The sequence below is a fragment of the Micromonospora desertarenae genome (genome assembly GCF_056150265.1).
The window spans coordinates 222,724-246,685 of record NZ_JAXCFQ010000004.1 but is presented as its reverse complement, the minus strand read 5'-3'; the positions used below and the strand labels follow the sequence as shown (position 1 = coordinate 246,685).

At 74.4% G+C, this 23,962-nt stretch carries 24 protein-coding genes; 9 read left to right on the top strand and 15 right to left on the bottom strand.

The features are described from left to right. The first annotated feature begins 120 nt into the window (after window positions 1-120). On the top strand, window positions 121-1,473 hold the full coding sequence (locus tag SM577_RS09915; protein ID WP_302918655.1) for a C39 family peptidase: 1,353 nt from the start codon (window positions 121-123) through the stop codon (window positions 1,471-1,473). A gap of 75 nt (window positions 1,474-1,548) precedes the next feature. Here SM577_RS09915 and SM577_RS09910 read toward each other — a convergent pair whose 3' ends face one another. The 3 genes from SM577_RS09910 to mqnE all read right to left on the bottom strand — a co-directional run bounded on the left by SM577_RS09910 (window position 1,549) and on the right by mqnE (window position 3,540). Further along, the gene (locus tag SM577_RS09910; protein WP_302918656.1) at window positions 1,549-1,830 is read right to left on the bottom strand and encodes a DUF4229 domain-containing protein; all 282 of its coding nucleotides are present in this window, start codon (window positions 1,828-1,830) and stop codon (window positions 1,549-1,551) included. 94 nt (window positions 1,831-1,924) lie between these two features. Then, a complete protein-coding gene (locus SM577_RS09905) occupies window positions 1,925-2,347 on the bottom strand; it encodes a hypothetical protein (protein WP_302918657.1) in 423 nt (140 codons plus the stop codon). A 23-nt stretch (window positions 2,348-2,370) separates the two neighbouring features. Further along, the gene (gene mqnE / locus SM577_RS09900; protein ID WP_302918658.1) at window positions 2,371-3,540 is read right to left on the bottom strand and encodes an aminofutalosine synthase MqnE; all 1,170 of its coding nucleotides are present in this window, start codon (window positions 3,538-3,540) and stop codon (window positions 2,371-2,373) included. A 240-nt stretch (window positions 3,541-3,780) separates the two neighbouring features. On the opposite strand from mqnE, the gene SM577_RS09895 reads away from it, so the two are divergent. The 4 genes from SM577_RS09895 (at window position 3,781) to SM577_RS09880 (ending at window position 10,388) form a co-directional block, all read left to right on the top strand. Next, the gene (locus SM577_RS09895) at window positions 3,781-5,316 is read left to right on the top strand and encodes a C40 family peptidase (RefSeq protein WP_474586743.1); all 1,536 of its coding nucleotides are present in this window, start codon (window positions 3,781-3,783) and stop codon (window positions 5,314-5,316) included. Between the two features lie 160 nt (window positions 5,317-5,476). Next, complete coding sequence (locus SM577_RS09890; RefSeq protein WP_474586742.1) at window positions 5,477-7,645, top strand: hypothetical protein; 2,169 nt, start codon at window positions 5,477-5,479, stop codon at window positions 7,643-7,645. 199 nt (window positions 7,646-7,844) lie between these two features. Further along, entirely contained in the window at window positions 7,845-9,662 is a 1,818-nt protein-coding gene (locus SM577_RS09885) for a DEAD/DEAH box helicase (RefSeq protein WP_474586741.1), read from the top strand. A gap of 108 nt (window positions 9,663-9,770) precedes the next feature. Further along, window positions 9,771-10,388 carry a putative glycolipid-binding domain-containing protein gene (locus SM577_RS09880; protein ID WP_474582701.1) on the top strand — a complete coding sequence of 206 codons (618 nt, stop codon included), beginning with the start codon at window positions 9,771-9,773 and terminating at the stop codon, window positions 10,386-10,388. Between the two features lie 129 nt (window positions 10,389-10,517). Here the strand turns inward: SM577_RS09880 and cds1 are convergent, their stop codons facing one another. The 3 genes from cds1 to SM577_RS09865 all read right to left on the bottom strand — a co-directional run bounded on the left by cds1 (window position 10,518) and on the right by SM577_RS09865 (window position 13,070). Continuing rightward, window positions 10,518-11,609 (bottom strand): L-cysteine desulfhydrase Cds1, encoded by a 1,092-nt coding sequence (cds1, locus tag SM577_RS09875; RefSeq protein WP_474586740.1) that lies wholly within the window; start codon window positions 11,607-11,609, stop codon window positions 10,518-10,520. A 22-nt stretch (window positions 11,610-11,631) separates the two neighbouring features. After that, the gene (locus SM577_RS09870; RefSeq protein ID WP_302918664.1) at window positions 11,632-12,459 is read right to left on the bottom strand and encodes an SDR family NAD(P)-dependent oxidoreductase; all 828 of its coding nucleotides are present in this window, start codon (window positions 12,457-12,459) and stop codon (window positions 11,632-11,634) included. A 152-nt stretch (window positions 12,460-12,611) separates the two neighbouring features. Next, window positions 12,612-13,070, bottom strand: a complete 459-nt coding sequence (locus SM577_RS09865) for an Lrp/AsnC family transcriptional regulator (protein ID WP_302918665.1) — start codon at window positions 13,068-13,070, stop codon at window positions 12,612-12,614. 269 nt (window positions 13,071-13,339) lie between these two features. Here SM577_RS09865 and SM577_RS09860 point away from each other — a divergent pair, with 269 nt between their 5' ends. Continuing rightward, the gene (locus tag SM577_RS09860; protein WP_088996984.1) at window positions 13,340-13,606 is read left to right on the top strand and encodes a BldC family transcriptional regulator; all 267 of its coding nucleotides are present in this window, start codon (window positions 13,340-13,342) and stop codon (window positions 13,604-13,606) included. Window positions 13,607-13,651: 45 nt separating this feature from the next. Here SM577_RS09860 and SM577_RS09855 read toward each other — a convergent pair whose 3' ends face one another. The 3 genes from SM577_RS09855 to SM577_RS09845 all read right to left on the bottom strand — a co-directional run bounded on the left by SM577_RS09855 (window position 13,652) and on the right by SM577_RS09845 (window position 16,760). Continuing rightward, entirely contained in the window at window positions 13,652-14,281 is a 630-nt protein-coding gene (locus tag SM577_RS09855; protein WP_302918666.1) for a UbiX family flavin prenyltransferase, read from the bottom strand. Window positions 14,282-14,388: 107 nt separating this feature from the next. After that, window positions 14,389-15,300, bottom strand: a complete 912-nt coding sequence (gene mqnP / locus SM577_RS09850) for a menaquinone biosynthesis prenyltransferase MqnP (protein WP_302918667.1) — start codon at window positions 15,298-15,300, stop codon at window positions 14,389-14,391. Next, window positions 15,300-16,760: a menaquinone biosynthesis decarboxylase gene (locus tag SM577_RS09845; protein ID WP_474582663.1), complete on the bottom strand. Its 1,461-nt coding sequence runs from the start codon at window positions 16,758-16,760 to the stop codon at window positions 15,300-15,302. The genes mqnP and SM577_RS09845 overlap by 1 nt, the downstream gene beginning before the upstream one ends. Before the next feature lie 162 nt (window positions 16,761-16,922). On the opposite strand from SM577_RS09845, the gene SM577_RS09840 reads away from it, so the two are divergent. Continuing rightward, window positions 16,923-17,738: an alpha/beta fold hydrolase gene (locus SM577_RS09840; protein ID WP_474586739.1), complete on the top strand. Its 816-nt coding sequence runs from the start codon at window positions 16,923-16,925 to the stop codon at window positions 17,736-17,738. Window positions 17,739-17,792: 54 nt separating this feature from the next. Here the strand turns inward: SM577_RS09840 and SM577_RS09835 are convergent, their stop codons facing one another. Continuing rightward, a complete protein-coding gene (locus tag SM577_RS09835; RefSeq protein WP_474586738.1) occupies window positions 17,793-18,347 on the bottom strand; it encodes a carboxymuconolactone decarboxylase family protein in 555 nt (184 codons plus the stop codon). A gap of 104 nt (window positions 18,348-18,451) precedes the next feature. Between SM577_RS09835 and SM577_RS09830 the strand changes: the two genes are divergently transcribed. Continuing rightward, entirely contained in the window at window positions 18,452-18,925 is a 474-nt protein-coding gene (locus tag SM577_RS09830) for a MarR family winged helix-turn-helix transcriptional regulator (RefSeq protein ID WP_474582665.1), read from the top strand. Between the two features lie 66 nt (window positions 18,926-18,991). After that, the gene (locus SM577_RS09825; protein WP_474586737.1) at window positions 18,992-19,213 is read left to right on the top strand and encodes a hypothetical protein; all 222 of its coding nucleotides are present in this window, start codon (window positions 18,992-18,994) and stop codon (window positions 19,211-19,213) included. 32 nt (window positions 19,214-19,245) lie between these two features. Here the strand turns inward: SM577_RS09825 and ccsB are convergent, their stop codons facing one another. Genes ccsB through SM577_RS09800 form a run of 5 tightly spaced genes read right to left on the bottom strand, consistent with a single transcriptional unit; the run spans window position 19,246 to window position 23,960 of the window. Further along, window positions 19,246-20,220 (bottom strand): c-type cytochrome biogenesis protein CcsB, encoded by a 975-nt coding sequence (gene ccsB / locus SM577_RS09820; protein ID WP_302918673.1) that lies wholly within the window; start codon window positions 20,218-20,220, stop codon window positions 19,246-19,248. Further along, window positions 20,220-21,908 carry a cytochrome c biogenesis protein ResB gene (gene resB / locus SM577_RS09815; RefSeq protein WP_474586736.1) on the bottom strand — a complete coding sequence of 563 codons (1,689 nt, stop codon included), beginning with the start codon at window positions 21,906-21,908 and terminating at the stop codon, window positions 20,220-20,222. The genes ccsB and resB overlap by 1 nt, the downstream gene beginning before the upstream one ends. Continuing rightward, entirely contained in the window at window positions 21,908-22,741 is an 834-nt protein-coding gene (locus SM577_RS09810; RefSeq protein ID WP_474586735.1) for a cytochrome c biogenesis CcdA family protein, read from the bottom strand. Before SM577_RS09810 ends, resB begins: the two co-directional genes overlap by 1 nt. Further along, window positions 22,741-23,313 carry a TlpA family protein disulfide reductase gene (locus SM577_RS09805; RefSeq protein ID WP_474586734.1) on the bottom strand — a complete coding sequence of 191 codons (573 nt, stop codon included), beginning with the start codon at window positions 23,311-23,313 and terminating at the stop codon, window positions 22,741-22,743. The genes SM577_RS09810 and SM577_RS09805 overlap by 1 nt, the downstream gene beginning before the upstream one ends. Beyond that, window positions 23,313-23,960, bottom strand: coding sequence for a histidine phosphatase family protein (locus tag SM577_RS09800; protein WP_302918677.1), 648 nt, complete (start codon window positions 23,958-23,960; stop codon window positions 23,313-23,315). The genes SM577_RS09805 and SM577_RS09800 overlap by 1 nt, the downstream gene beginning before the upstream one ends. Between the last annotated feature and the right edge of the window lie 2 nt (window positions 23,961-23,962).

Below are 23,962 nucleotides of genomic sequence, written 5' to 3'. Positions count from 1 at the left end.
CATGCCAGCCGGATCCTCACACCGGCAAGGATTTTCCATCTCTCGACCTATGGCGAAACTTCCTTGCGGGCGGGACACTGACCGGCAACGATGCCCCACCTCCTTCCCTGTGGAGTAGCGATGCCCAGAAGACGTCTACGCGCGGCCGCCCTCGCCGGGGTCACCGCGCTCGCCCTCCTCGGCACGACGGCACCCGTCAGTGCCGCGCCGGTCGCGGCCCCGGCCGGCCGCCCGGTGGTGCACGACGAGCAGATCACCTTCCACGAGTGGTCGCGGTACCCCGACTGGCGTCGGGGCACCCACACCGGCACCCGGGCCGTGCCCGGCGCCCACCCGGGCCTCACCCTGGCCCGGCCGGCCGGCACCACCGACTACACCGACCCGCACACCGGCACCACCCGGAGCTGGGAGTACGCCACCTGGACCTCGCCGCTGACCCAGGTCGGCTTCGACGCCACCGAGCTGATCGCCTCGTGGAACGCGGACACCCCGGCCGGCACCTGGATCCAGGTGGAGTTGCAGGGCACCTACAACACCGGCGGCCAGACCCCGTGGTACGTGATGGGTCGGTGGGCCGAGGGCGACGCCGACATCAAACGCACCAGCGTGAACCGGCAGGGCGACCCCTGGTCGACCATCTGGACCGACACCTTCAGCATCGACGACGCCGCGGCCGGGGTGCTGCTGCGGGCCTACCAGCTGCGGGTCACCCTCTACCGGGCGCCCGGCCAGCACGCCGCGCCGGTGGTGCGCACGCTGGGCGCGATGAGTTCCACCGTGCCGGACCGGTTCACCGTCGAGCCGAGCGCCGGCGGGATCGCCTGGGGCATCGAGCTGCCGGTGCCGCGCTACTCGCAGAACGTCCACACCGGCCACTACCCCGAGTACGACGGCGGCGGTCAGGCCTGGTGCTCCCCCACCTCCACCACGATGGTGATCGAGTACTGGGGCCGGAAGGCGTCCGCGGAGGACACCGCCTGGGTGGACCCGACCTACCCGGACCCGACGGTCAACCACGCCGCCCGGATGGTCTACGACTACGCCTACGACGGCGCCGGCAACTGGCCGTTCAACACCGCGTACGCGGCCAGCTTCCCCGGCCTGGAGGGGCGGGTCACCCGGCTGCACTCGCTGGACGAGCTGGAGCGCTTCATCGCCGCCGGTATCCCGGTGGTGACCAGCCAGTCCTTCCTCGCCAGCGAGCTGGACGGGGCGAACTACGGCACCTCCGGGCACCTGTTCGTGGTGGTCGGCTTCACCGCCGACGGCGACGTGATCGTCAACGACCCCGCCTCGTCCAGCAACGACGTGGTCCGCAACGTGTACTCCCGCGAGCAGTTCGAGCAGATCTGGCTGCGGACCAAGCGGATCAACGCCAGCGGCGGGGTGTCCGGCGGCTCCGGCGGCGTGGTCTACCTGATCAAGCCGGAACGCCTCCCCTGGCCGACGGTCGCCGGCTCCACCAACTGGTGACCTGACCCCGGGTCTTTCCCGTCGTTCAGGAGGTTCGCGTCGTCCCGGTCCGTCCGGGCGGCGCGGACCTCCTGGTCACTTCGGCTCGGGGCGGCCGCCGGAGTCGTCGGGCTGGTCGTCGCCGGCGAGGGCGGAACGGAGGCGTTCCTTCTCGGCGCGGCGCCGCTCGGCGGCGGCGGCCATCTCCTCGGCCATCTCGTCGCGCCAGCCGCGCAGCAGGAAGAACGAGGCCGCGGCGGAGAAGGCGAGCGCCAGCATCAGCTTCAGGAAGACGTTCATGTCGACCAGCCAGAGCGCCGCCAGCACGAGCACGAACAGGCCGATCCGGCCCAGCGTGTACTTGACCGCCGCGCTCACCGGTTCACCTCGGTCCGCGACCGCGGCGTCCGCGCACTCCTCGCGCCCACTTCTCCCACTCCGTTCATCGCCGCCGGGAGCACCGGCGGAAGCCTCAGCCCGTCCGGCGGGCCAGCCAGCGCACGCCCGGGAACCACACCACCGCGTAACCGACAGTGAACGCCGTCGCGGCCAGCGCACCGGAGGCCAGCGGCGGCAGGCCGGCGACCAGGCCGGCCACCACCAACCCGGCGACCACCCCGACCGCGGCGGCCAGCAGCGCCGCCACCACCCGGGCCGCGCCGAACTCCCAGGCCCGGAAATCGTCCCAGAACAGCCAGGCCGGCAGGATCACCGCCAGCCAGCCGTTGGCCCGGCCGAAGTCGCCGCTGCCCACCAGGGCGAACGCCCAGTCGAAGAGCACCAGCGCCAGCACGCCGATGACCAGGCCGGCCAGGCTCACCCCGAGCAGGTCGCCCAGGGTACGGATGCGGCCCTCGGCGTCGCGCCGGGGGAAGCCGCTCTGCTGCTCGGTCATGGCCTCTAGAGGGTACGTGCCGCTCAGGCCCAGACCCGCTGCGGCTCGGCACGCCGCTGCGCCAGCGACGGCGCGGCGTCGTACTCGCGGACCACCTCGTAGCGGGTGTTCCGCTCCACCGGCCGGAAGCCGGCGTCCCAGATCAGGTGCAGCAGGTCGTCCCGGTGCATGGTGTTCGGGGTGCCGTACGCGTCCGCGTCGTGGGTGATCTTGTATTCGACCACCGAGCCGTCCAGGTCGTCCGCGCCGAAGTTGAGGGAGAGCTGGGCGACCGACAGCCCGTGCATCACCCAGAAGCACTTCACGTGCGGGACGTTGTCGAACAGCAGCCGGGAGACCGCGAACGTCTTCAGCGACTCGGCCGGCGAGGCCATCGTGGTCCGGTCCTGGATCCGGTTGCGGATCTTGCCGTCCGCCGAGTCCACGAAGTCGTGCTGGTAGCGCAGCGGGATGAAGACCACGAAGCCGCCGGTCTCGTCCTGGAGCTCGCGCAGCCGCAGCACGTGGTCGACCCGGTGCCGGGGCTCCTCGATGTGCCCGTAGAGCATGGTCGACGGGGTCTTCATGCCCTTCGAGTGGGCCAGCCGGTGGATCCGCGACCAGTCCTCCCAGTGGCAGGCGTGGTCGACGATGTGCTGCCGGACCTCCCAGTCGAAGATCTCCGCGCCGCCGCCGGTCAGCGACTCCAGGCCGGCGTCCATCAGCTCGTCGAGGATCTCGTCGGCGGTCAACCCGCTGATCTTCTCGAACCACTGCACCTCGGTCGCGGTGAACGCCTTCAGCTTGACGTTCGGCAGGGCGGCCTTCAGCTCGCGCAGCACCTTCGGGTAGTAGCGCCAGGGCAGGGTCGGGTGCAGGCCGTTGACGATGTGCAGCTCGGTGAGCTGCTCGTCCTCCATCTCCTTGGCCTTGCGGACCGCCTCGTCGATGCGCATCGTGTACGCGTCCTTCTCGCCCGGCTTGCGCTGGAACGAGCAGTACGCGCAGGAGGCGGAGCAAACGTTGGTCAGGTTCAGGTGCCGGTTGACGTTGAACATCACCCGGTCGCCGTTGAGCTCGGTGCGCCGGTGGTGCGCCAGCCGCCCCAGCCAGGTCAGGTCGTCGCTGTCGTAGAGGGCGATGCCGTCCTCCCGGGTCAGCCGCTCCCCGGCGTACACCTTCGCTTCGAGCTCACGCTTGAGTCCGGCGTCCATCGACAGCCACGTCCCCTTCCACCTGCGGTCCGGGACCGAGCCTACGTCGCCCGCACCGGCCACCGCCGGCACGGTCGGTGCCGGGTGCCCCCGCTCACCGAACTCTCAGCCGGCTGTTACCTGGCCACGCATCGACATCGCTGTCTCCGTGCGGTAAGACAGATTGGGACGCGACACACACTGGTAGCGTCCGCACGGCCGCGCCCACAAGCGCGGAGAGAGCACCGGACGGGGAGCGGAATGGTCGACAGCGGGCGCGGGCGGCGACACGGACGACGGCGGCGCCCGGTGATCTCACCGGTGCTACGGCCGGCGCTCTGGTCCGCCCTGCTCGGCGCCGTCGCCGCCGCGGTCCTGGCCAGCCCGTCGTACGCGGAGCCGGGGCTGCCCACCACGGTCCCCGACAGCGGCGCCCGCCCGACGTACACCGGGGCGTTGCGGCTGCCCGGCGGCGCGCCCGTTCCCGGCCTGCCCGGCACTCCCGGCGCGCCGGTGTCCAACCTGGGCAGCGGCCCGCTGGCCAGCCAGATCTACGCCGCCGAGGCGCGGATCGGCCAGCTCGGCGACCAGTTGCTGCTGTTGCGGCAGAAGCGCACCGAGGCGGAGACCCAACTGGTCACCGCCAAGCGCGATCTCGACCTGGCCCGGGACGCGCTCGCCCGGGCCCAGCAGGGCGCGGACGACGCCGCGGCCGACGCGTTCAAGGCCGCCGCGGCCCTGCCGCCCGGCGGGTTCGCCGGCGACCTGCACGACCTGAACCGGCTCTCCCGGATCACCCGCGGGGAGAAGGCCGAGGGGGGCACCACCGCCGCGGCCGGCGAGCTGTCCCGGGCTCGCACCGGCGAGCAGGTGGCCTACCAGGCCTGGCTGGCGGCCGACTCCCGGGCCCGCGGCGCCCAGCAGGAGTTCACCACCACCGAGCAGAGCCTGCGCGCCGAAGAGGCCAAGCTGCTCAAGCTGCGCAAGGACAACGCCGCGCAGCTGATCGAGCTGGAGAGGCAGCAGGAAGCGGCCGAGCAGCGGCTCGGCGCGGGCTACCTCGCCAACGAGACGGTCGACGGGCTGGCGGCGCACCCGATGGCGCTGGCCGCGGTGGCGTACGCCAAGGCGCAGCTCGGCGACCCCTACCTCTGGGCGGCCGAGGGGCCGGACCGGTTCGACTGCTCCGGCCTGATGTGGGCCGCGTACCGCTCGGCGGGCTACAAGGCCCTGCCCCGGGTCTCCCGCGACCAGTACTACGCGACCCGCTCCCGCACCGTGGCCCGCACCGCGCTGCTCCCCGGCGACCTGCTCTTCTTCGCCTCGGGCAGCAGCTGGACGAGCATCCACCACGTGGGCATGTACATCGGCGGCGGCAAGATGGTGCACGCCCCGACCACCGGCGACGTCGTCAAGATCTCCACGGTCCGCTGGTCCCGGTTGTACGCGGCCACCCGGGTGATCGGCGCGGTGCCCGCGCCCACCACCTCGCCGAGTCCGACGCCGAGCAAGCCGGCCACCCCGACGCCGAAGCCGACCGAGTCGAAGCCCCCGAAGACCAGCGAGCCCACCCTCCCGCCGCGGCCGACGCCGGCCAGCCCGTCACCGTCGCCCACCGGCAGCACCTCGCCGAGCGCCAGCGGCTCGCCGTCGACGTCGGCCCCGGCCGACGACACGGCCACCTCGGCGCCGGCCAGCGCCAGCGCGTCGTCCAGCGGGGAGGCGGAGTCCAGCCGCGAGGCCGCGCCCAGCGGCAGCACGACGAGCGGTTCGGCGACGCCCAGCGCGGGTAACTGAGCCAGCGCTCCGCCGCCGTCGCGCGGACGGCACGGGCGCGTACCGGCGCGGAACGGACTCCGGCTGTGCGGCCGGGGCGGAATGTGGCACGGTGACACTCAGGCACGCCCGGACCCCTCGCCGCGGATCCGGGCGCGAGCGTGGCGCGGAGGGCGAGCACATGGCCGATCAGCAGGTTCCGGCGGAGCCGGTCGACGACGTGCCGGCCCCGGCCGACCGGGCCGGGGTGACGGCCCGGAAGCCCGTGCCCGCCGCCGACCAGTCCGCCCCGGCGAGCCGGGACGACCGGACCGGCGCCGACGACGGGATACCCGCCCAGCGCACGCCCCACGAGCAGTCGGCCACCGCCGAGCCGACCACCGACAACGCCGGAAAGCCCGGTCCCGCCCCCGCCGACCCGGCCGGTGTCGAGGAGGCCGAGCCCGTCGCGGCGGAGCGGGCCGGATCGACCTCCCAGGAGGCCGCGCCGGCCGCCGGGGAGCCCGCGGAGGCCGGCGGAGACGCTGCGCCGACCGCGATCGACCAGGCCGAGCCGGTAACCAGTGAAAGCGCCGGCCGGACCGCCGCCGAGGACCCGACGCCGGCCGCCGCCACGACCGTCACTCGGGCCGAGCCGACCGGCGAGGAGGGCGCGCCGGCCGCGCCCGGTGACGCCGAACCGATCGCCACTGACACCACCGAGCCGGAAACCCCGGAACGCGCCGCACCGGCCGCCGCCGCCGACTCCGCACCCGCCGCCACGGCCGCGCCGGCCGCCTCCCAGGCCGAGCCGGCGGACCCCGAAGGCCCCGGACCCGACACCGCCGACGACTCCAGCGCCGCCAGCGCCACGGACGCCGACCCGGCGGCTGAAGAGCGGGCCGCCCCTGACACCGTTGCGCCGGCCGCCGCGGATGACGCCCAGCCGGCGGCCGTGGACGCGGCAGGACCCGCCGGGAGTGCGCCGGACCCGGCCGACCGGATCGGCGCCGGGGCGGTGTCCGGCGGGGCCGCCCGGGCGAGCGCGCGGGTGAGCGTCGCGGCTGTGGTCGCCCCGCCGGCGGGCGGCGCGCCGCCCAGCGGCGCGGGGGCCGCCACCACCTACCGGGCGACCGCGTCGGTCACCCCGGCCGCCGTTCCGGGCCAGCGCGCCGGCACCCCGGCCCGCGCCAGCGCCGCGGTCCCCGGAGCCAGCCGGATCGCGGCCGGCGAGGCGGAGCGGTCCGCCGGAGCCCGCGCCGGCACGGCGAAGGTCTACCAGGCCGCGCCGGTCAACCCGGAACCGCCGGAACCCGCCCAGCCGCCGGAGCCGGCCCAGCCGCCGAAGCCGCCCACGCCCGAGCCGGAACCGGCACCCGCGCCCGTGCCGCCGGTGCCCGGGCCGACCCCGCCCGCACCGAGCCCGCCCGTGCCGCACCCGACGCCGCCGACCCCCGGGCCCTACCCGCCCGGCCCGGTGCCACCGAAGCCGGGACCGACCCCGCCCGGCCCCCTGCCGCCGCCCGGGCCGCCGGCGCCGCCGCCCGGCCCGCCGGTCCCGCCGCCCCCGCCGCCGCCCGGCCCGATGCCGGCCCCGCCGTTCCCGCCACCGCCGGCCACCGCCGCGCCGGGACAGTCGCCGGCCTTCACCGGGCGGGCGACCGCACCCGTCGCCGCGCCGGCCCCGCGCGGCGCCGCACGGGTCCCGGCGGCCCCCGTCTCCGCGGCACCGGCCGCCGCCGTGCCCACCTCCGCGCCGCCGGCCCCCGCGCCGGGCCCGGCCGCGCCGTCCTACGGCCCGCCCGCCACGCCGCCGTCGGTGTCCGCACCGCCGGCCGCCGGGTCACCGGACGCGCCGCCGGTCTCCGGGCCACCCGCCGCTGCCCCGCCCGTCGTACCCGCGCCGGCCCTGCCGGCCTGGCCGCCGCCGGCCGCGCCCGCCGACCGCCGGGGCGACCGGTCCGGCGGGCCGGAGCCGACGGTGCCCGCCGGTGCCGCCGCCTGGTCGGCCGCCGGCCCGGCCAGCGCCCCGGCGGCCAGCCCGGCCAGCGCCCCGGCCGCCCGCCAGCCCGGCCGGTACGACGGCGGGCCGGACCTGGCCGGCACGGTCTACGGCGCCGGCACGGAGGGGCCCGGCTTCACCACCGTCGCCTTCCCCGCCGGCAACCCGTTGGAGAACTCCGGCTCGCTGACCGGGCACATCCTGGCGCAGGGCTGGGCCGAGTCGCCGGCCGCCGAGCGGTCCAGCACCACCCGGGTGGTGATCGTCCTGGCGGCCGCGCTGGGCCTGCTGGTGGCGATCAGCGTGCTGGTCGTGCTGCTCGCCAACGACGCCATGGACGGGCTGGTGGGCGGCATCCTGACCAAGTGACCAGCACTGCCGGGGTGATGGTGAGCCCGCCCACTACGGCTCCGCGTCACCGTGGCGGTCCGGTCGTTCCGCCGTACACTTGTGGAGATCACTGACCCGGCGCGCGTCCTGCGCGCCCATGGGCGATCTTGCGGGCGATTCGGCGGCGGTGAGCCGCGACCGGCCATCGCGAAGATGCGCCCCGCTCGAAAGGCATTTCTTGACCACCTTTGCTGATCCCAGCACGTTTCCGTCCGCCTTCGACGCCCCCACCGGAGACTCCACCGAATCGGCCGCCGCGGTGACCGCCGCCGAGCCGGCCGACGCCACGCCGGCCCCCGACTTCGCCGCGCTGGGGCTGCCCCAGCCGCTGGTCCGCGCGCTCGCCCGGCAGGGCATCACCACCCCGTTCGAGATCCAGCACGCCACCGTGCCGGACGCGCTCGCCGGCCGGGACGTCCTCGGCCGGGGCCAGACCGGCTCCGGCAAGACCCTCGCCTTCGGCCTGCCGGTGCTGGCCCGGGTCGCCGCCGGGGAGCGGGCCCGGCCGCTGCACCCCCGGGCCCTGGTCCTGGTGCCGACCCGGGAACTGGCCATGCAGGTCAACGACGCGCTGCTGCCGCTCGGCAAGGCGGTCGGCGTGTTCCTCAAGACCGCCGTCGGCGGGGTGCCGTACGACCGGCAGATCGACGCGCTGCGGCGCGGCGTGGAGATCGTCGTGGCCACCCCGGGGCGGCTCGGCGACCTGATCGAGCGGGGCGTCTGCAACCTCGACGACGTCGAGGTCACCGTGCTCGACGAGGCCGACCAGATGGCCGACATGGGCTTCCTGCCGGAGGTCACCGAACTGCTCGCCAAGACCCCGGCCGGCGCGCAGCGGCTGCTCTTCTCGGCCACTCTGGACGGTGACGTCGACGCGCTGGTCAAGCGGTTCATGACCGACCCGGTCACGCACTCCACCGCGCCGCCGACCGCCGCGGTCTCCACCATGGACCACCACCTGCTGCTGATCCCGCCGCACGACAAGTTCCCGGTGGCGGCGTCGATCGCGGCCCGGGATGGCCGGACCATGGTCTTCGCCCGGACCCAGCTCGGCGTGGACCGGCTGGTCGAGCAGCTGGCCGCGGTGGGCGTACGGGCCGGCGGGCTGCACGGCGGCAAGACCCAGCGGATGCGTACCCGCACCCTGGCCGAGTTCCGTGAGGGCCGGATGAACGTGCTGGTCGCCACGGACGTGGCGGCCCGGGGCATCCACGTGGACGGCGTGTCGCTGGTGCTGCACGTCGACCCGCCGAAGGACCCGAAGGACTACCTGCACCGGGCCGGGCGCACCGCCCGGGCCGGCGAGTCGGGCGCGGTGGCCACCCTGGTCCTGCCCAAGCAGCGCCGGACCACCCTCGCCATGCTGGAGAAGGCCGGCGTGGAGCCGGCGCAGACCCAGGTGCGGGCCGGCGACCCGGCGCTCGCCGAGCTGACCGGCGCCCGCGAGCCGAGCGGCGTGCCGGTGCGCAACGAGCCCGAGGAGCCGCGCCGGCACGGCGACCGGCCCGGCGGCCCGCGCCGCTTCGGCGACCGCGACGGCCGGGCGGAGCGCCGCTTCGGCGACCGGCCGCAGGGCGAGCGCCGATTCGGCGACCGCCCGAGCGACGGTCACGGCGGGCGGAGCGAACGACGCTTCGGCAGCCGGCCGGGCGACGAGCGCGGCTACGGCGCCCGCAGCTTCGAGGACCGGGGCGAACGGCGCTACGGCGACCGACCGCAGGGCGAGCGACGTTACGGCGACCGCCCGACCGACGGCCGCGGCTACGGCGCCCGCGGCTTCGAGGACCGGGGCGAGCGACGCTACGGCGACCGGCCGCAGGGCGAGCGGCGCTACGGCGACCGCCCGACCGACGGCCGCGGGCACGGGGACCGGCCGCAGGGCGAGCGGCGCTACGGCGACCGGGGCGGGTTCCGGCCGGAGGGCCGGGGCCGCGACGACCGGCCGCGCGACGACCGGCGCGGCCACAGCGGCCGGCCGCCGGCGCGTACCCACTGACCCTGTCCACGAGCCGAAACGCCGCCGCGGAGCCGGAGCTTCGCGGCGGCGTTCGCGCATGCCCTGCCGACGTGGGCCGGGTCGCGTAACGTCCGGCTCATGCCGACCATGCCGAAGTCGCTGTTCTGGACCCGGACGGACACCGCCGGCGCCGAGCACGCCCGGTTCGACGACACCCGCGGGTTGACCGCGCGGGGCACGCAGCTGGCCGTGGACCCGATCCCCTACACCTGCCGCTACCAGCTGGCCACCGACGAGGGGTGGGCGAGCACCCGGCTCGAGATCGAGGTCGAGGGGGCGGGCTGGCTGCGCAGCGTACGCCTGGAACGGGCGGCCGACCGGTGGCGGGTGACCACCGCCGAGCAGGGTGACCTGGACGGCGCGCTGACCGCCGCCGGCCACCCGCCGGCCGGGCTGCCCGGCACCGACGACCCGGACCGGCTGGCCGACGCGCTCGACATCGACCTCGGCGGTTCGGCGCTGTTCAACATCCTGCCGGTACGCCGGCTCGGGCTGACCGACGCGCCGCCGGACACCGCGCGGCGGATCACCGTCGCCTGGGTGCTGGTGCCGAGTCTCCAGGTGGTCCCGGCCGAGCAGGTCTACACCGCGCTGGGCCCGGGCCGGGTCCGCTTCGCCAGCGACACCTTCACCGCCGACCTGGAGCTGGACCCCGACGGATACGTCCTGCGCTACCCCGGCCTCGCCGAGCGCGCCACCGCCTGACCCGCCCCTCGCCCCGCGCCGGCCGCCGAGCCGCTCGTTCACCGAAAGAGTGGCCATTTCCCAGGGGATGGCCACTCTTTCTCTGTTCGCGCAGCGCCAGCGGGCGAGGGGCGCGGGGGGCTGGCGGGGTCAGGCGGGCCAGGCGCCGGTGGTGAGGAAGCGTTCGACGGTGGCCAGGTGGGGGGCCAGGTCGAGGCCCTGGGCGGCCACCCAGGAGTCGGCGTAGTAGGTGTCGGCGTACCGGTCGCCGGAGTCGCAGATCAGGGTGACCACCGAGCCCTGCCGGCCGTCGGCGTGCATGCCGGCGATCAGCCCGAACGCGCCCCAGAGGTTGGTGCCGGTCGAGCCGCCCACCCGCCGGCCGAGCACCGCCGAGGCGGCCCGCATGGCGGCCAGCGACGCGGCGTCCGGCACCTGGACCATCCGGTCCACCACCGAGGGCAGGAAGGACGCCTCCACGCTCGGCCGGCCGATCCCCTCGATCCGGGAACCCCGGCCGGTGCGCACCGACCAGTCGGCCGCCTGCCAGGCGGGGTAGAACGCGGAGTTCTCCGGGTCGACCACGCAGAGCTTGGTGGGCAGCCGGCGGTAGCGGGCGTACCGGCCGATGGTGGCGCTGGTGCCGCCGGTGCCCGCACCCACCACGATCCAGGCCGGCACCGGGTGGCGTTCCAGGGCGAGCTGCGCGTAGATCGACTCGGCGATGTTGTTGTTGCCCCGCCAGTCGGTGGCCCGCTCGGCGTAGGTGAACTGGTCCATGAAGTGCCCGCCGGTGTCCTCGGCCAGCCAGCGCGCCTCGACGACCACCCGGGCCGGGTCCTCGACGAGGTGGCAACGGCCGCCCTGGAACTCGATCTGGGCGATCTTCTCCGGCGAGGTGGAGGCCGGCATCACCGCGATGAACGGCAGCCCGAGCATCCGGGCGAAGTACGCCTCGGAGACCGCCGTCGAGCCGGAGGAGGCCTCCACGATCGTGGTCTCCGGGCCGATCCAGCCGTTGCAGAGCCCGTACAGGAAGAGCGAGCGGGCCAGCCGGTGCTTCAGCGAGCCGGTGGGGTGCACCGACTCGTCCTTCAGGTAGAGGTCGATCCCCCACTCCCTGGGCAGCGGGAAGGGCAGCAGGTGGGTGTCGGCGGACCGGTTGGCGTCGGCCTCCACGGTGGCGATCGCCTCGGTCACCCACGCCCGGCTGGCCTCGTCGCACCGGTCGAGATGAGTCACGCCGGAAACCTAACAAGGCCGGTCAGGGCCGCTCCGCGCCGCCCCGGCGGCGCTGCCGGCGCTGACCGGCCCGGCCGACGGCCCCGATCACCGGGGTCAGCCCGACGGCGAGCCGGGGCAGCGTGTCCAGCAGCCGCACCTGCGCGCCGCGCCAGCGCGGCAGGCTGACCACCGGCCGGGGCCGCCGGGCCAGCCGGACGGCCCGCGCGGCCACCCGCTCCGGCGTGAGCAGCGTGCCGGTGAAGGAGACCGCCGCGCCGGGGTCGTCCAGCCGGTCGTGCAGCATCGGCGTCCAGATCCCGTCCGGGCACAGGCACGACACGTGTACGCCCCGGTGCCCGGCCGCCCGCAGGTCGGCCAGGGTGCCCAGGCTGAACGCGAGCAGGGCGTGCTTGCTGGCCGCGTAGACGGTCTCGCCCGGTGCGGCGATCAGCCCGGCCAGCGAGACGACGTTGAGCACGTGCCCGTGCCCCTGGGCGCGCATCAGCGCCAGCGCGGCCAGGGTGCCGTTCATCGCGCCGAGGGTGTTCACCTCGACGATCCGCCGCCGGGTCGCCGCGTCGTGCGCCCACGAGGGCCCGGTGACCAGGATCCCGGCGTTGTTCACCCAGAGCCCGAGGCCACCCCGGTCGGCCGCCTCGGCGGCCACCGCCGCGCAGGCCGCCTCGTCGCGGACGTCGAGCGGGCGGGACCAGCCACCGAGCGGGGCGGCGGCCTCGGCCACCGCGGCGGCGTCGAGATCGGTGAGGAGCACCGGCCAGCCGTCGGCGTGCAGGGCGGCGGCGAGCGCCCGGCCGAGGCCGCCGGCGGCACCGGTCACCACGGCGGCTCCGGGCGCGCTCGGGCTCATCGGCGCACGCTACCGCCGCCGCCCCGGACCGCGCCAGAGCCCGAGCGGACCGCCCGGGGCCCTGTGCGGCGGACCATCCGCGTTTCCCGTGGACCGCGCCGGAGAACCCGGGCAGCCACGGCGGAGGCGGAAGACGGCGCGGGGCGGTCGGCTCAGGCGGAGGGCGGGGTGACCGGTTGCGGGCGGTTCTCCCACTTGGTCGACAGCGCGATGCCGGTGCGGGTGGAGGCCACCCCCGGCGTCCGGTTCAACCGCACGATCAGCCGCTCCAGCTCGGCGATGGTGGTCACCCGCGCCTTGAGCAGGAACGACTCGACGCCGGCCATGAAGTAGCAGGACTCGATCTCGGGTATCGCCCGGAACGCCTCCAGCACGTCGTCGGTGTCGGCGCCGGAGTCCTCGATGATGCCGATTAGCGCGGTCACGCCGAGCCCGACCGCCTCGGGCTCGATCTCCGCCCGGTACGCCCGGATCACCCCGCCGGCCTCCAGCTTGGCGACCCGTTCGTGCACGGCGGGGGCGGAGAGGCCGACCTGTCGGGCCAGTTCGGCGTAGGACAGGCGGGCGTTGCCGCGCAGCAGCTCCACGAGGCTCAGGTCGATGGCGTCCACGGAATGTAGACCCTAGTCGCAGAGGCGTAACGCCGGGCGTTCGGTATCCGTTGGATATAACAGCAGGTGACTGTTCGCAGACCGACGGTGACGGGAGAGCAACGCCGGTACCATTTACTAACTTCCCACTCAGTGCGTTTTTCGCGTTTGGCGGACAGGCCAGGTCGCTGGTGCTGTAATTGCCATACGTCCCTCATGACGGCTCTGGGCTCGCACCGGCCGGGGGCAGTGTGTTCAGCCGGGGGCTTCGTCGACGCGAGGAGGGGGCTGTGGACACTGGAGATCGCCTGCTGACACCGGGAGAGGTCGCCGCACTGTTTCGGGTTGATCCGAAGACTGTGACGAGATGGGCAGCGGCGGGCCGGATAGGAAGCATCCGGACTCCAGGCGGGCATCGCCGGTTTCGGGAATCCGAGGTGCGCGCCCTGCTGGAAGGGGAGGGCATGCTGGACGAGGCGGAAGACGTGGGCAAACCGCGCAACGTGGGCCCCGCCGCCTCGACCGGGCCCGGTCCGGCCAACGCCGGAATGTACTGAGGATCGGCACGCGGACCGGGCGCGGGGTCCGGTCCGCGTCCTGACTCACGCCCGGGCCGCGCCCAGCTCGCCCGACCAGCGCCGGAACAGGGTGTGCGGCACGCCCAGCGAATCCAGCACCTTGCCGGCCACGAAGTCCACCAGCTGCGCGGCGGAGGCCGCCGCACCCGCGCCGTAGAAGCCCGGGCTCGCCGGGAGCACCACGGCACCGGCGTCGTGCAGCGCGATGAGGTGTTCCAGGTGGCTACGGGTCACCGGGGTCTCCCGCGGCACCACCACCACCGGCCGCCGCTCCTTGAGGTTGACCTCGGCCGCCCGTTGCAGCAGATCCTTGGAGAGGCCGATCGCGATGCCGGCGCAGGCCGCCGTGCTGGCCGGCACCACCGCCATCCCGCGCACCGGGTAGGAGCCGCTGCTCGGCCCGGCGGCCAGGTCACCGGCGGGCCAGTGCCGCACGTCGGCGCCGGCCAGGTCCCGGCCCAGCCAGGCGGCGAGGTCCTCGGCCCAGTGCCCGTCCCGGAACGGTCGGCCGGTCTCGTCGAGCAGGGTCAGCCGGGCCGCCCGGGAGACGATCAGGTCCACCGGTTGCCCGGCGTCGAGCAGCCCCCGGACGACGGCCGCCGCGTACGGGGTGCCGGACGCCCCGGACACCCCGACCACCCATGGCTCGCGCATGCCCTCCAGCCTGCCTGGTCGCCGCCGCCGGCCGTCGACCGGCCCCGGATAGCCGTCGCCGCGCACCGGGCCGCCGGCCGATCCGCGCCGCCGGCGACCCGACCCCGTCAGGGCCGCAGGCCGAGCCGGACCACGAGGTCGAGCAGGGCGAACGCGAACAGCGCGATGCCGACGAAGCCGTTCGCGGTGAAGAACGCCCGGTTGACCCGGCTCAGGTCGGTCGGGCTGACCACCAGGTGCTGGTAGCCGAAGGCGACAGCGGTCAGCGCCAGGCCGATCCACCAGAGCCAGCCGAACCCGACCAGCGCGCCGAACCAGACGAAGAGCGCGAAGGTCACCACGTGCGCGATGGTCGACGCGTGCAGGGCGAACCGCAGCCCGTACCGGGCCGGCACGCTGTGCACGCCGATCTGCCGGTCGATCTCGGCGTCCTGGCAGGCGTAGATCAGGTCGAAGCCGCCGATCCAGAGCCCGACCGCCGCGCCGAGCAGCCAGGCCGGCCCGGAGCCGTCCAGGGTGCCGGTGACCGCGAGCCAGGCACCGACCGGGCCGACCGCCTGGGCGACCGCGAGGATGGCGTGCGGCCAGTTGGTGAACCGCTTGCCGTACGGGTAGACCACCAGCGGCACCACGGCCAGCGGCGCGAGTGCCAGGCAGAGCGGGTTGAGCAGGGCGGCGGCCGCCAGGAAGACCACCAGCGCGACGGCCGCGCCGGTCCAGGCCGTACGGAGGCTCACCGCCCCGGTGACCAGCTCGCGCCCGGCGGTACGCGGGTTCCGCGCGTCGATCCGCCGGTCGAGGATCCGGTTGGCGGCCATCGCGAACGTCCGCGCCCCGACCATCGCCACGGTGATCAGCAGCAGGTCGAGCCAGCGCACCCGCCCGCCGTCGACCTGCATCGCGGTCAGCGCCGACAGGTACGCGAACGGCAGCGCGAAGACCGAGTGCTCGATCGCCACCAGCTTGAGGAAGGACTTGACCCGGCCCGGCCGTTCGACCGGGGCGTCGACGACGGCCATCAGATCCCGTACTCCTTCCAGCGCTTGTCGACCAGCGAGACCACCTCGGGCGACATCCGCATCTCCTCCGGCCAGCCCCGGGTGTAGCCCTCCTCGGGCAGCTTGCGGGTCGCGTCGACGCCCGCCTTGCCACCCCAGAACTGCTGGTACGACGCGTGGTCCAGGTGGTCCACCGGGCCCTCGGTGAGCAGCAGGTCCCGGGCGTAGTCGACGTTGCCGAAGGCGCGGAAGGCGACCTCGTTGTAGTCGTGCACGTCGCAGTCCTCGTCGACGATCACGATCAGCTTGGTCAGTGACATCATGTGCGCGCCCCAGATCGCGTTCATCACCTTCTGCGCGTGCTTCGGGTAGCGCTTGCGGATCGACACGATCGCGCAGTTGTGGAACACCCCGGCGGCGGGCAGGTCGTAGTCGACGATGTCCGGGATCAGGAAGCGCAGCAGCGGCGCGAAGATCCGCTCGGTGGCCTTGCCGAGACCGTGGTCCTCCTGCGGCGGCTGGGATGTGACGATCGAGTGGTAGACCGGGTTGCGCTGCATGGTCATGCACTCGACGTGCATCACCGGGAACGGCTCCACCGGCGTGTAGAAGCCGGTGTGGTCGCCGAACGGGCCCTCCGGCAGCCGCTCGCCCGGCTCGAGGTAGCCCTCCAGCACGATCTGCGCGTGCGCCGGCACCTGGAGCGGGACGGTCAGGCAGTCCACCATCTCGACCCGCTCGCCCCGCAGGTACCCGGCGAACAGGTACTCGTCGATGTCGGCGGGGAGCGGCGCGCTGGCCGAGTAGGCGACCGCGGGGTCGGCCCCGATGGCGATCGCCACCGGCAGCCGCTGCCCGAGCCGCTCGGCGACCGCGTGGTGCGCGGTGGAGTTCTTGTGGATCTGCCAGTGCATGCCGATGGTGTTGTGCGAGTGCTGCTGGAGCCGGTAGAGCCCGAGGTTGCGCTTGCCGGTCTCCGGGTGCTTGGTGTGGGTCAGCCCGAAGTTGTGGAAGATCCCGCCGTCGCCCGGCCAGACCTGCAGCCCCGGCAGCCGGTTCAGGTCGACGTCGTCGCCCCGGTAGACCACCTGCTGGCAGGGGGCGGTCCGGACCTTCTTCGGCGGCATCGACTTGAGCTGCATGACCTTGCCGAGGCCGTCCATCATCCCGGACAGCCCCATCGGCAGCTCCGGCTTGAGCATGTTGCCGATCCGCTCGCCGATCTCGTCGAGGTGCTCCACCCCGAGCGCCATCGCCATCCGCTTCTCGGTGCCGAACAGGTTGATCGCCACCGGCATCTCGCCGCGGGTCGGCCGCTCGAAGAGCAGCGCCGGGCCGCCGGCCCGGACCGTACGGGTGACGATCTCGCTGATCTCCAGGGTGGGGTCGACCGGGGCGCTCACCCGCCGCAGCTCGCCCGCGCGCTCCAGCGCCGCGAGGAAGTCCTTGAGATCGTTGTACGGGAAGCCACGAGCCGCCATACCAGCCAGTCTCCCGCACCCGCTGACGGGCCGCCCACGCCGGGTGGGCGGATGCCGCCGCCGGCCGTGTGCGCTCTGCCACACCGGCCCCTGGAACGGTCGGACTGTCGGTGCCGGGTGGCACCATCCCCGGGCCGTCGCAGGAGTACGAGGGGAGCCGGGATGCCGCGCCGCACGTCCGTGTCGTTGAAGGTCGTCGATCGGGGAGCGGGCACCCCGGTGCTGGCGCTGCACGGGTGGACCCCGGACCACCGGCTGATGCTCGGCTGCCTGGAACCGGTCTTCGCCGGGCGCGCCGGCTACCGGCGGCTCTACCCGGACCTGCCCGGCATGGGCGCGTCGCCGGCGCCGGCGGAGATCGCCAGCTCCGACGACGTGCTCGACACCGTCCAGGATCTCGTCGACGACCTGCTCGCCGACGAGCCGTTCCTGCTCGTGGGCGAGTCCTACGGCGGCTACCTGGCCCGCGCGCTCGCCCGGTCCCGCCCGGAGCAGGTGCTCGGGCTGGCGCTGGTCTGCCCCATCGGCACGGCCGTGGAGAACGCCGCGCGCCGGGTGCCGGAGGCGCAGGTGCTGCGCCCCGACCCGGCCCTGCTCGCCGCGACCGACGCTCGCGTCGCCGCGGAGTTCGCCGACATCGCGGTGGTGCAGACGCCCGAGACGCTGCGGCGGTTCCGCGAGGAGATCATGACCGGGCTGGACGCCGCCGACGCCCCGGCGCTGGCCCGGATCCGGCAGCGGTGGACCCTCACCGAGGATCCGGAGGGCGGCGCGCAGTTCACCCGGCCGACCCTGATCCTCACCGGGCGGCAGGACCACGCCACCGGCTACCTCGACCAGTTCGCGCTGCTGCCGCACTACCCGCGGGCGACGTTCGCGGTGCTCGACGTGGCCGGCCACAACCTGCAGATCGAGCAGCCCGGGCTCTTCGACGCGCTGGTCGGCGAGTGGCTCGACCGGGTGGCCGCCGAACGCTGAGCCGCCCGCCGGCCGGGTCGCCGCCGAACGCCGGGCGACCCGCCGGCGGCGGGGTCAGCGGGCGGGCGCCCAGGCGTACCGGGCCAGCGGCGGGTCGACCGGCGCGGCGGTGAGCCGGTTGGCGAAGGTGGAGATGGTGTACGTGCCGACGCCGAGCACCACGTCCAGGGCGTGCCGGGGCTGGTAGCCGGCCGCCAGGAAGGCGCAGAGCTGCGCCTCGGGCACCGCGCCCCGGTGGTCGAGCACGGCCCGGGTGAAGCGGCGCAGCGCCTCCAGCCGGTCGTCGGGCAGCGGCGTGCCGGCGCGCAGCGCCTCGATCAGCTCGGGCGCGGCACCGTGCCGGGTCAGCGTGGCGGTGTGCATGGCGACGCAGAGGTGGCACTCGTTGCCGGTGGCGACGGTCAGCACCACCACCTCCCGCTCGACCGGGTCGAGCGCGCAGGTGTCGAAGATGCCGGTGACGGTCAGGAATCCCTTGAGCAGTTCCGGCGACTCGGCCATCAGGCCGACCGCGGCGGGCAGGTGGCCGAGCTTGCGGCGTACCCCCTCGATGGTGGGCCGGGCGGCGGCCGGCGCGGTGTCCGGGGTGTGGCAGGTGAAGACGGGCACGGGGTGACCTTTCGCGGGGCGGGGTCGCCGGCGCGCGGACCGGCGCCGGCCGTGACGTAGGATCGTCAACGTGGTTGTCCGAATCGTAAACCTGGTTGTCGAACATGGCAACTGACCCCGACCGGCCCGGCTTCCTGCTGCCCCTGCTGCTGCTCGCCGGCTTCCGTACGCTCATCGACGACCTGCACGCCGAACTGGCCCGGCAGGGGCATCCCGAGCTGCGCCCGCTGCACGGCTTCGTGCTCCAGGCGGTCGGCGCCGGCGGCACCACCGCCACCGGACTGGGCCAGCGGCTGGGCATCTCCAAGCAGGCGGCCGGCAAGACGGTGGACCGGCTGGTCGCCCTCGGCTACCTGGAACGCGCCGACGACCCGCACGACGCCCGGCGCAAGCTGGTGCGGATGACCCCGCGCGGGCACGACGGGCTGCGCCGCTCGGCGGTGGTCTTCGACCAGCTCCGGCAGCGCTGGGCGGACACTCTGGGCGCGGACCGGGTGGCCGCGCTGGAGGACGACCTGCGCGCCGTCACCCCGGCCAACTGGTTCCGGCTCGACGTGCCCGGCTGGTTCGGCGGCTGACCGTCGCCCGGCGAGAAATCTCACCGGGTGCTGGCCCGGCTCCCCCGGCGGGGGCAGGGTGGGCGCATGTCGGACGCGTACGTCGTGGGCGACCCGGACGGGCTGTCGCCGCTGCTGGCCGAGATCCGGGACGCCGTGGCCCGGGAGCTGCACGCCCAGCTGGCGCTCCGGGCGGAGCGGATCGAACTGGCCGACGTGCCGGAGGTGGCCTACCAGGTCACCCTGCGGGTGAACGAGACGGTACGGCGGCGCGGCAGCGCGCCGCGCGGCGGTCACCGGGCGGAGTAGCCCCGGGCCGGCCCGACCCGGAGCTTCGGACCTCAGTCGAGGCCGCCGTAGGAGTGCAGGCCCTCGAAGAAGATGTTCACGCCGAACAGGTTCATCAGCATGGTGCAGAAGCCGACCACGGCCAGCCAGGTGGCCACGTTCCGCCGCACGCTCGGGGTGGCCCGGGCGTGCAGGTAACCGGCGTAGATCACCCAGGAGATGAACGACCAGGTCTCCTTCGGGTCCCAGCCCCACGGCCGGCCCCAGGCGGCCTCGGCCCAGATCGCCCCGGCGATCACCGCGAAGGTGAAGATCGGGAACGCGAAGGCGTGCAGCACGAAGGTCAGCCGCTCCAGCGCGGCGGCCGCCGGCAGCCGCTTGGCCAGGGTGTACGGGAAGCTGCGCCGGCCGCGCTCGTAACCGGCCCGCATCAGGTACGCCACCGCCGGCACCACGCCCAGCAGGAAGATGCCGGAGCTGAACACGACTGTCGAGACGTGGATGACGAACCAGTACGAGTTGAGCGCCGGCACCAGCGGCACCACCGGCACGTAGAGCACCAGTTCGGCGGTGGCCACCAGCAGCACCATCACCAGGGTGAGGAAGAGCCCGAGGCGGCGCAGCGACGGCTTCCTCCAGAGCACCACCAGCCAGGCGGCGACGCCGATGAACGAGACCGTGAGCACGAACTCGTACATGTTGCCCCAGGGCATCCGGTCGGCCGCGATGCCGCGGGTGACCAGCGCCCCGAAGTGCAGCAGTGCGGCGAGCGCGGTGACGCCGACCGCGATCCGGCCGGCCAGCCGGGCTCGGTGCCCGCTGCGCCCGGCGGCGGTCGTGCCGGCCACCGCCGGTTCCGCCGGGAGGCTGCCCCCGGCCCCGCCCACACCGGCACCGACCAGTTCCCGCGCCGGCGTGGCGACCTGGGCGCGGGCGTTGCCGAGCGCGTACTCGACGGCGTGGCTGATCATGGCGACCAGGTACGCCAGGATCGCGAACGACACCAGCTGGTCGGAGAGTGCGGACATCACTCGGCTCCTTCTCGCGCTCCGGCCGGGTCGCCTCCGTCGCGATCCGCACCGGCCCGCTCGTCCGCCGGCCCGTCACCGCTGACCGCGGCGACGAGCTGGGCGAACTCGTCGGCGAACCCGGGGTGGTCGGTGCGCGGCAACCCACCGGCCTCGACCAAACTACTACCGCCCGTCGGAGATCCACTCGCCGGGTCGGTGGAACCACCCGCCGGGGCGATGGCACCGGCCGGGAGCACCCGGAAGAAGACCCGCCGGCGGCGGACGAAGAGCGAGCCCATCAGGCCCGCCAGCAGCGTCCCGGCGCTCACCAGCAGCAGCGTCGAGCCCGGGTCGTACCGGACGGACAGCACGATGTACGGCTGCGTCCCCAGGAACTCCAGCCGGGTGCCGTCGTCCAGGGTCCAGGTCTCGCCGACCTTGAGCAGCTTGGTGCCGACCTCCTTGACCTTGCCGGTCCGCACCTGCCGCTGGTCCAACTCGTAGACCGAGCCGGGGATGCCCGCGTCCAGACCCAGGTTGCCCCGGTACGCGACCAGGTTGAGCAGCGGGTTGCGCTCGACCGGGAAGTCCGACCGGACGAACGGGCCCTGCTGCGGCGCGGTCGGCAGGTACAGGCCCGTGAAGGCCATCTGGAGATCCGGGTCCCGCCGCCCGGTGGCCGGGTCGACGTTGGCGTCCGGGAAGGCGGCCACGCCCTCGCCGGTGATCCCGACGTCGCCGGTGGTGAGGAACGGCGTGGTGCTGGTCTGGCTGCGGCCGAACCGGTCGGTGTAGCGGACCACCGGGGCGTACCCGTGGCCGAGCAGGTAGACGTTGGCGCCGTCGACCCGCAGCGGCGAGTTCACCGAGAACTCGGCCGGGCGCGACCCGCGGCCCTCCTCGTCGACGGTCACCTTGGCGTTGAAGAACTTCGGCTGGCCGTTGGACTCCAGGAACTCCGCCTCGAAGTCGTCCAGCCGCAGGCAGAACCCGGGCAGGTCGGCGCTGCTCACCCGGGGGCCGAACTTCGTCTCGGCGTACTGCTGCTGGGTGTTGCAGAACGCGTTCTCCGCGCCGGCGACCAGCAGCCGGTTGCCGCTCCAGCCGTACCAGGAGCCGAGCGCGACACCGATCAGCACCACCACCATCGAGGTGTGGAAGAGCAGGTTGCCGGTCTCCTTGAGGTAGCCCTTCTCGGCGGAGACCTCGTCGCCGCGGACCACCACCCGCCAGCGCCGCCGGCGCAGCACCTCGGCGATCGCCGCCGCGCCGCCGGCCGGCGCGGCCAGCACCGCGTGCTGCGGCAGCCGGTCCAGCCGCTTCGGCGCGACCGGCGGCTTCGCCCGCAGCGCGCGGACGTGGTCGCGCAGCCGGGGCGTGATGCAGCCGATCAGCGAGGTGAACAGCAGCAGGTAGATCGCGGAGAACCAGACCGAGCCGAACGCCTCGAAGGCGCCGATCCGGTCCAGCACCGGCGCCAGGTCGGGGTGCGCGACGAAGTAGTCCCGGACGTCCTCCGGGTTGACCCCGCGCTGGGGCAGCACCGAGCCGGGGATGGCGGCGACGGCGAGCAGGAAGAGCAGCACCAGCGCGGTACGCATGCTGGTCAGCTGCCGCCAGGAGTTGCGCAGCAGGGCCAGCACCGGGTTGGGCCGGCGCCGGGGAGCCTCGGCCGGGGACGCCGGCCGGTCGTCCACGACTGTCATCAGATGCTCACCTCGCCCACCCCGACGGTGGTCTGCAACCAGATCACGAAGTTGGTCCACCCGCCGGTGACCAGCCCGAGGCCGATCAGGATCAGCAGGGCGCCGCCGATCCGGGTGACCCAGCGGCTGTTGCGCCGGACGGCGCGGAACACCCCGAGCAGGCGCTGGAAGCCCAGCCCGAAGACGACGAACGGTATCCCCAACCCCAGGCAGTACGCCACGGCCAGCACCACCGCCCGGTCGGTCTGCCCCTCGACGGCGGCCATGCCGAGCACCGCGCCCAGCGTCGGGCCGACGCACGGCACCCAACTGAGCGCGAAGACGGCACCGAGCACCGGCGCGCCGAGCAGCCCGGCGGCGGGCAGCCGGTGGATCCGGAACTCCCGCTGCATCCCGGGCACCAGCCCGAGGTAACCCAGCCCGAGCAGCACCACCAGCCCGCCGATGACGATCTCCAGCGTCCGCTCGTGGTCGAAGAAGATCCGCCCGAAGCCGGCGAAGAGGATCGCGGTGGCGGTGAAGACGACGGTGAAGCCGGCGATGAAGAGCAGCGTCCCGGCCAGCACCCGGCCCTTGACAGCGGTCCTGGCCACCGGCCGGGCGGCGACGGCCACCCCGCCGGCCGGGGTGTCCGGGTCGCCCCCGGCGGCCGGACCGGGCTTCGGGCGGCCCTCCAGGTCGGCCCCGGCCAGCCCGGTCACGTACGACAGGTAGCCCGGCATCAGCGGGAGCACGCACGGGGAGAGGAAGCTGACCAGCCCGGCCAGCGCGGCCGCGCCGATGGCGAGCAGCAGCGGGCCGCTCTGCGCCAACTCCCGGAACGTCTCGCCCATCAGCGTTGACCGGTCGGCGCCGGCGACTCGGCGGCGATCCGCTCGACGATGGGTTGCAGGCCCTCCTGCTTGACCGCCGCCCGGATCACCGCGGCGATCCGCCCCTCCCGGTCCAGCACCACGGTGGCCGGGATGGTGTTCGGCGGGATGTCCAGCGCGAGCGCCAGCCGACTCGGCGGGTCGAACAGGCTCGGGTAGCTGACCCGGCCCTCCTCGAAGGCCCTCGCCTTGTCCCGCTGGTCCTGCACGTTGATGCCCAGGAAGGTCACCCCGGATTCCTTGGTGGCCTGGTAGGTGGCCTCCAGGTCGTCCGCCTCGGCGCGGCAGGGCGCGCACCACGAGCCCCAGAAGTTGACCACCACGACCTGGCCGCGGGCGGTGGCGACGTCGTAGCTGCCGCCGGTGAGCAGCTCACCGGCGAGCTTCGGGGCGGCGGACCGCTGGTCGGGAGCGCACTCGATGATGCCGTCCCGGTTGGCGCAGGCCTCCTCCCCGCCGCCCGGCGAGCAGGCGGCCATCGCCACCGCGGTGGCGGCGGCGAGCAGACCGGCGGTCCACCTCCGGGCGTTCATCAGGCCCCCTTGGCCGTCCGGGCGGTCGGCGACATCGCGATCAGGTGGGCGGCCGGCTCGGAGTAGCCGATGCCGACCACCTTGGCGCCCTCGAAGTGGAACGAGGTGAGGCTGGCCAGCCCGCACTGCCGCTTGCGCGGGTCGTGCCAGAGCCGCTTGCGCTCGACGTGCCGGCGCAGCGTCCAGATCGGCAACTGGTGCGAGACCAGCACCGCCTCGCGCCCCTCGGCGGCCACCCGGGCGGCGTGCAGGGCGGCGAACATCCGCTCGGCGATGGCCCGGTAGGCCTCGCCCCAGGACGGGGTGACCGGGTCGCGCAGCACCCACCAGTTGCGCGGGTCGCGGAACGAGCCGTCACCCGGGGAGACCTTCTTGCCCTCGAACCAGTTGGCGCTCTCGATCAGCCGCTCGTCCACCCCGACCGGCAGCCCGAACTGCGCCGCGATCGGCTCGGCGGTCTGCTGGGCGCGCTCCAGCGGGCTCGCCACCACGTGCACGATCTCCCGATCGGCCAGCCCCTGGGCGGCCGCCTTGGCCATCTGCACGCCGAGTTCGGAGAGGCGGAACCCGGGCAGCCGGCCGTAGAGGATCTTGTCCGGGTTGTGCACCTCGCCGTGCCGCAGCACGTGGACCACCGTCGTACTCACCG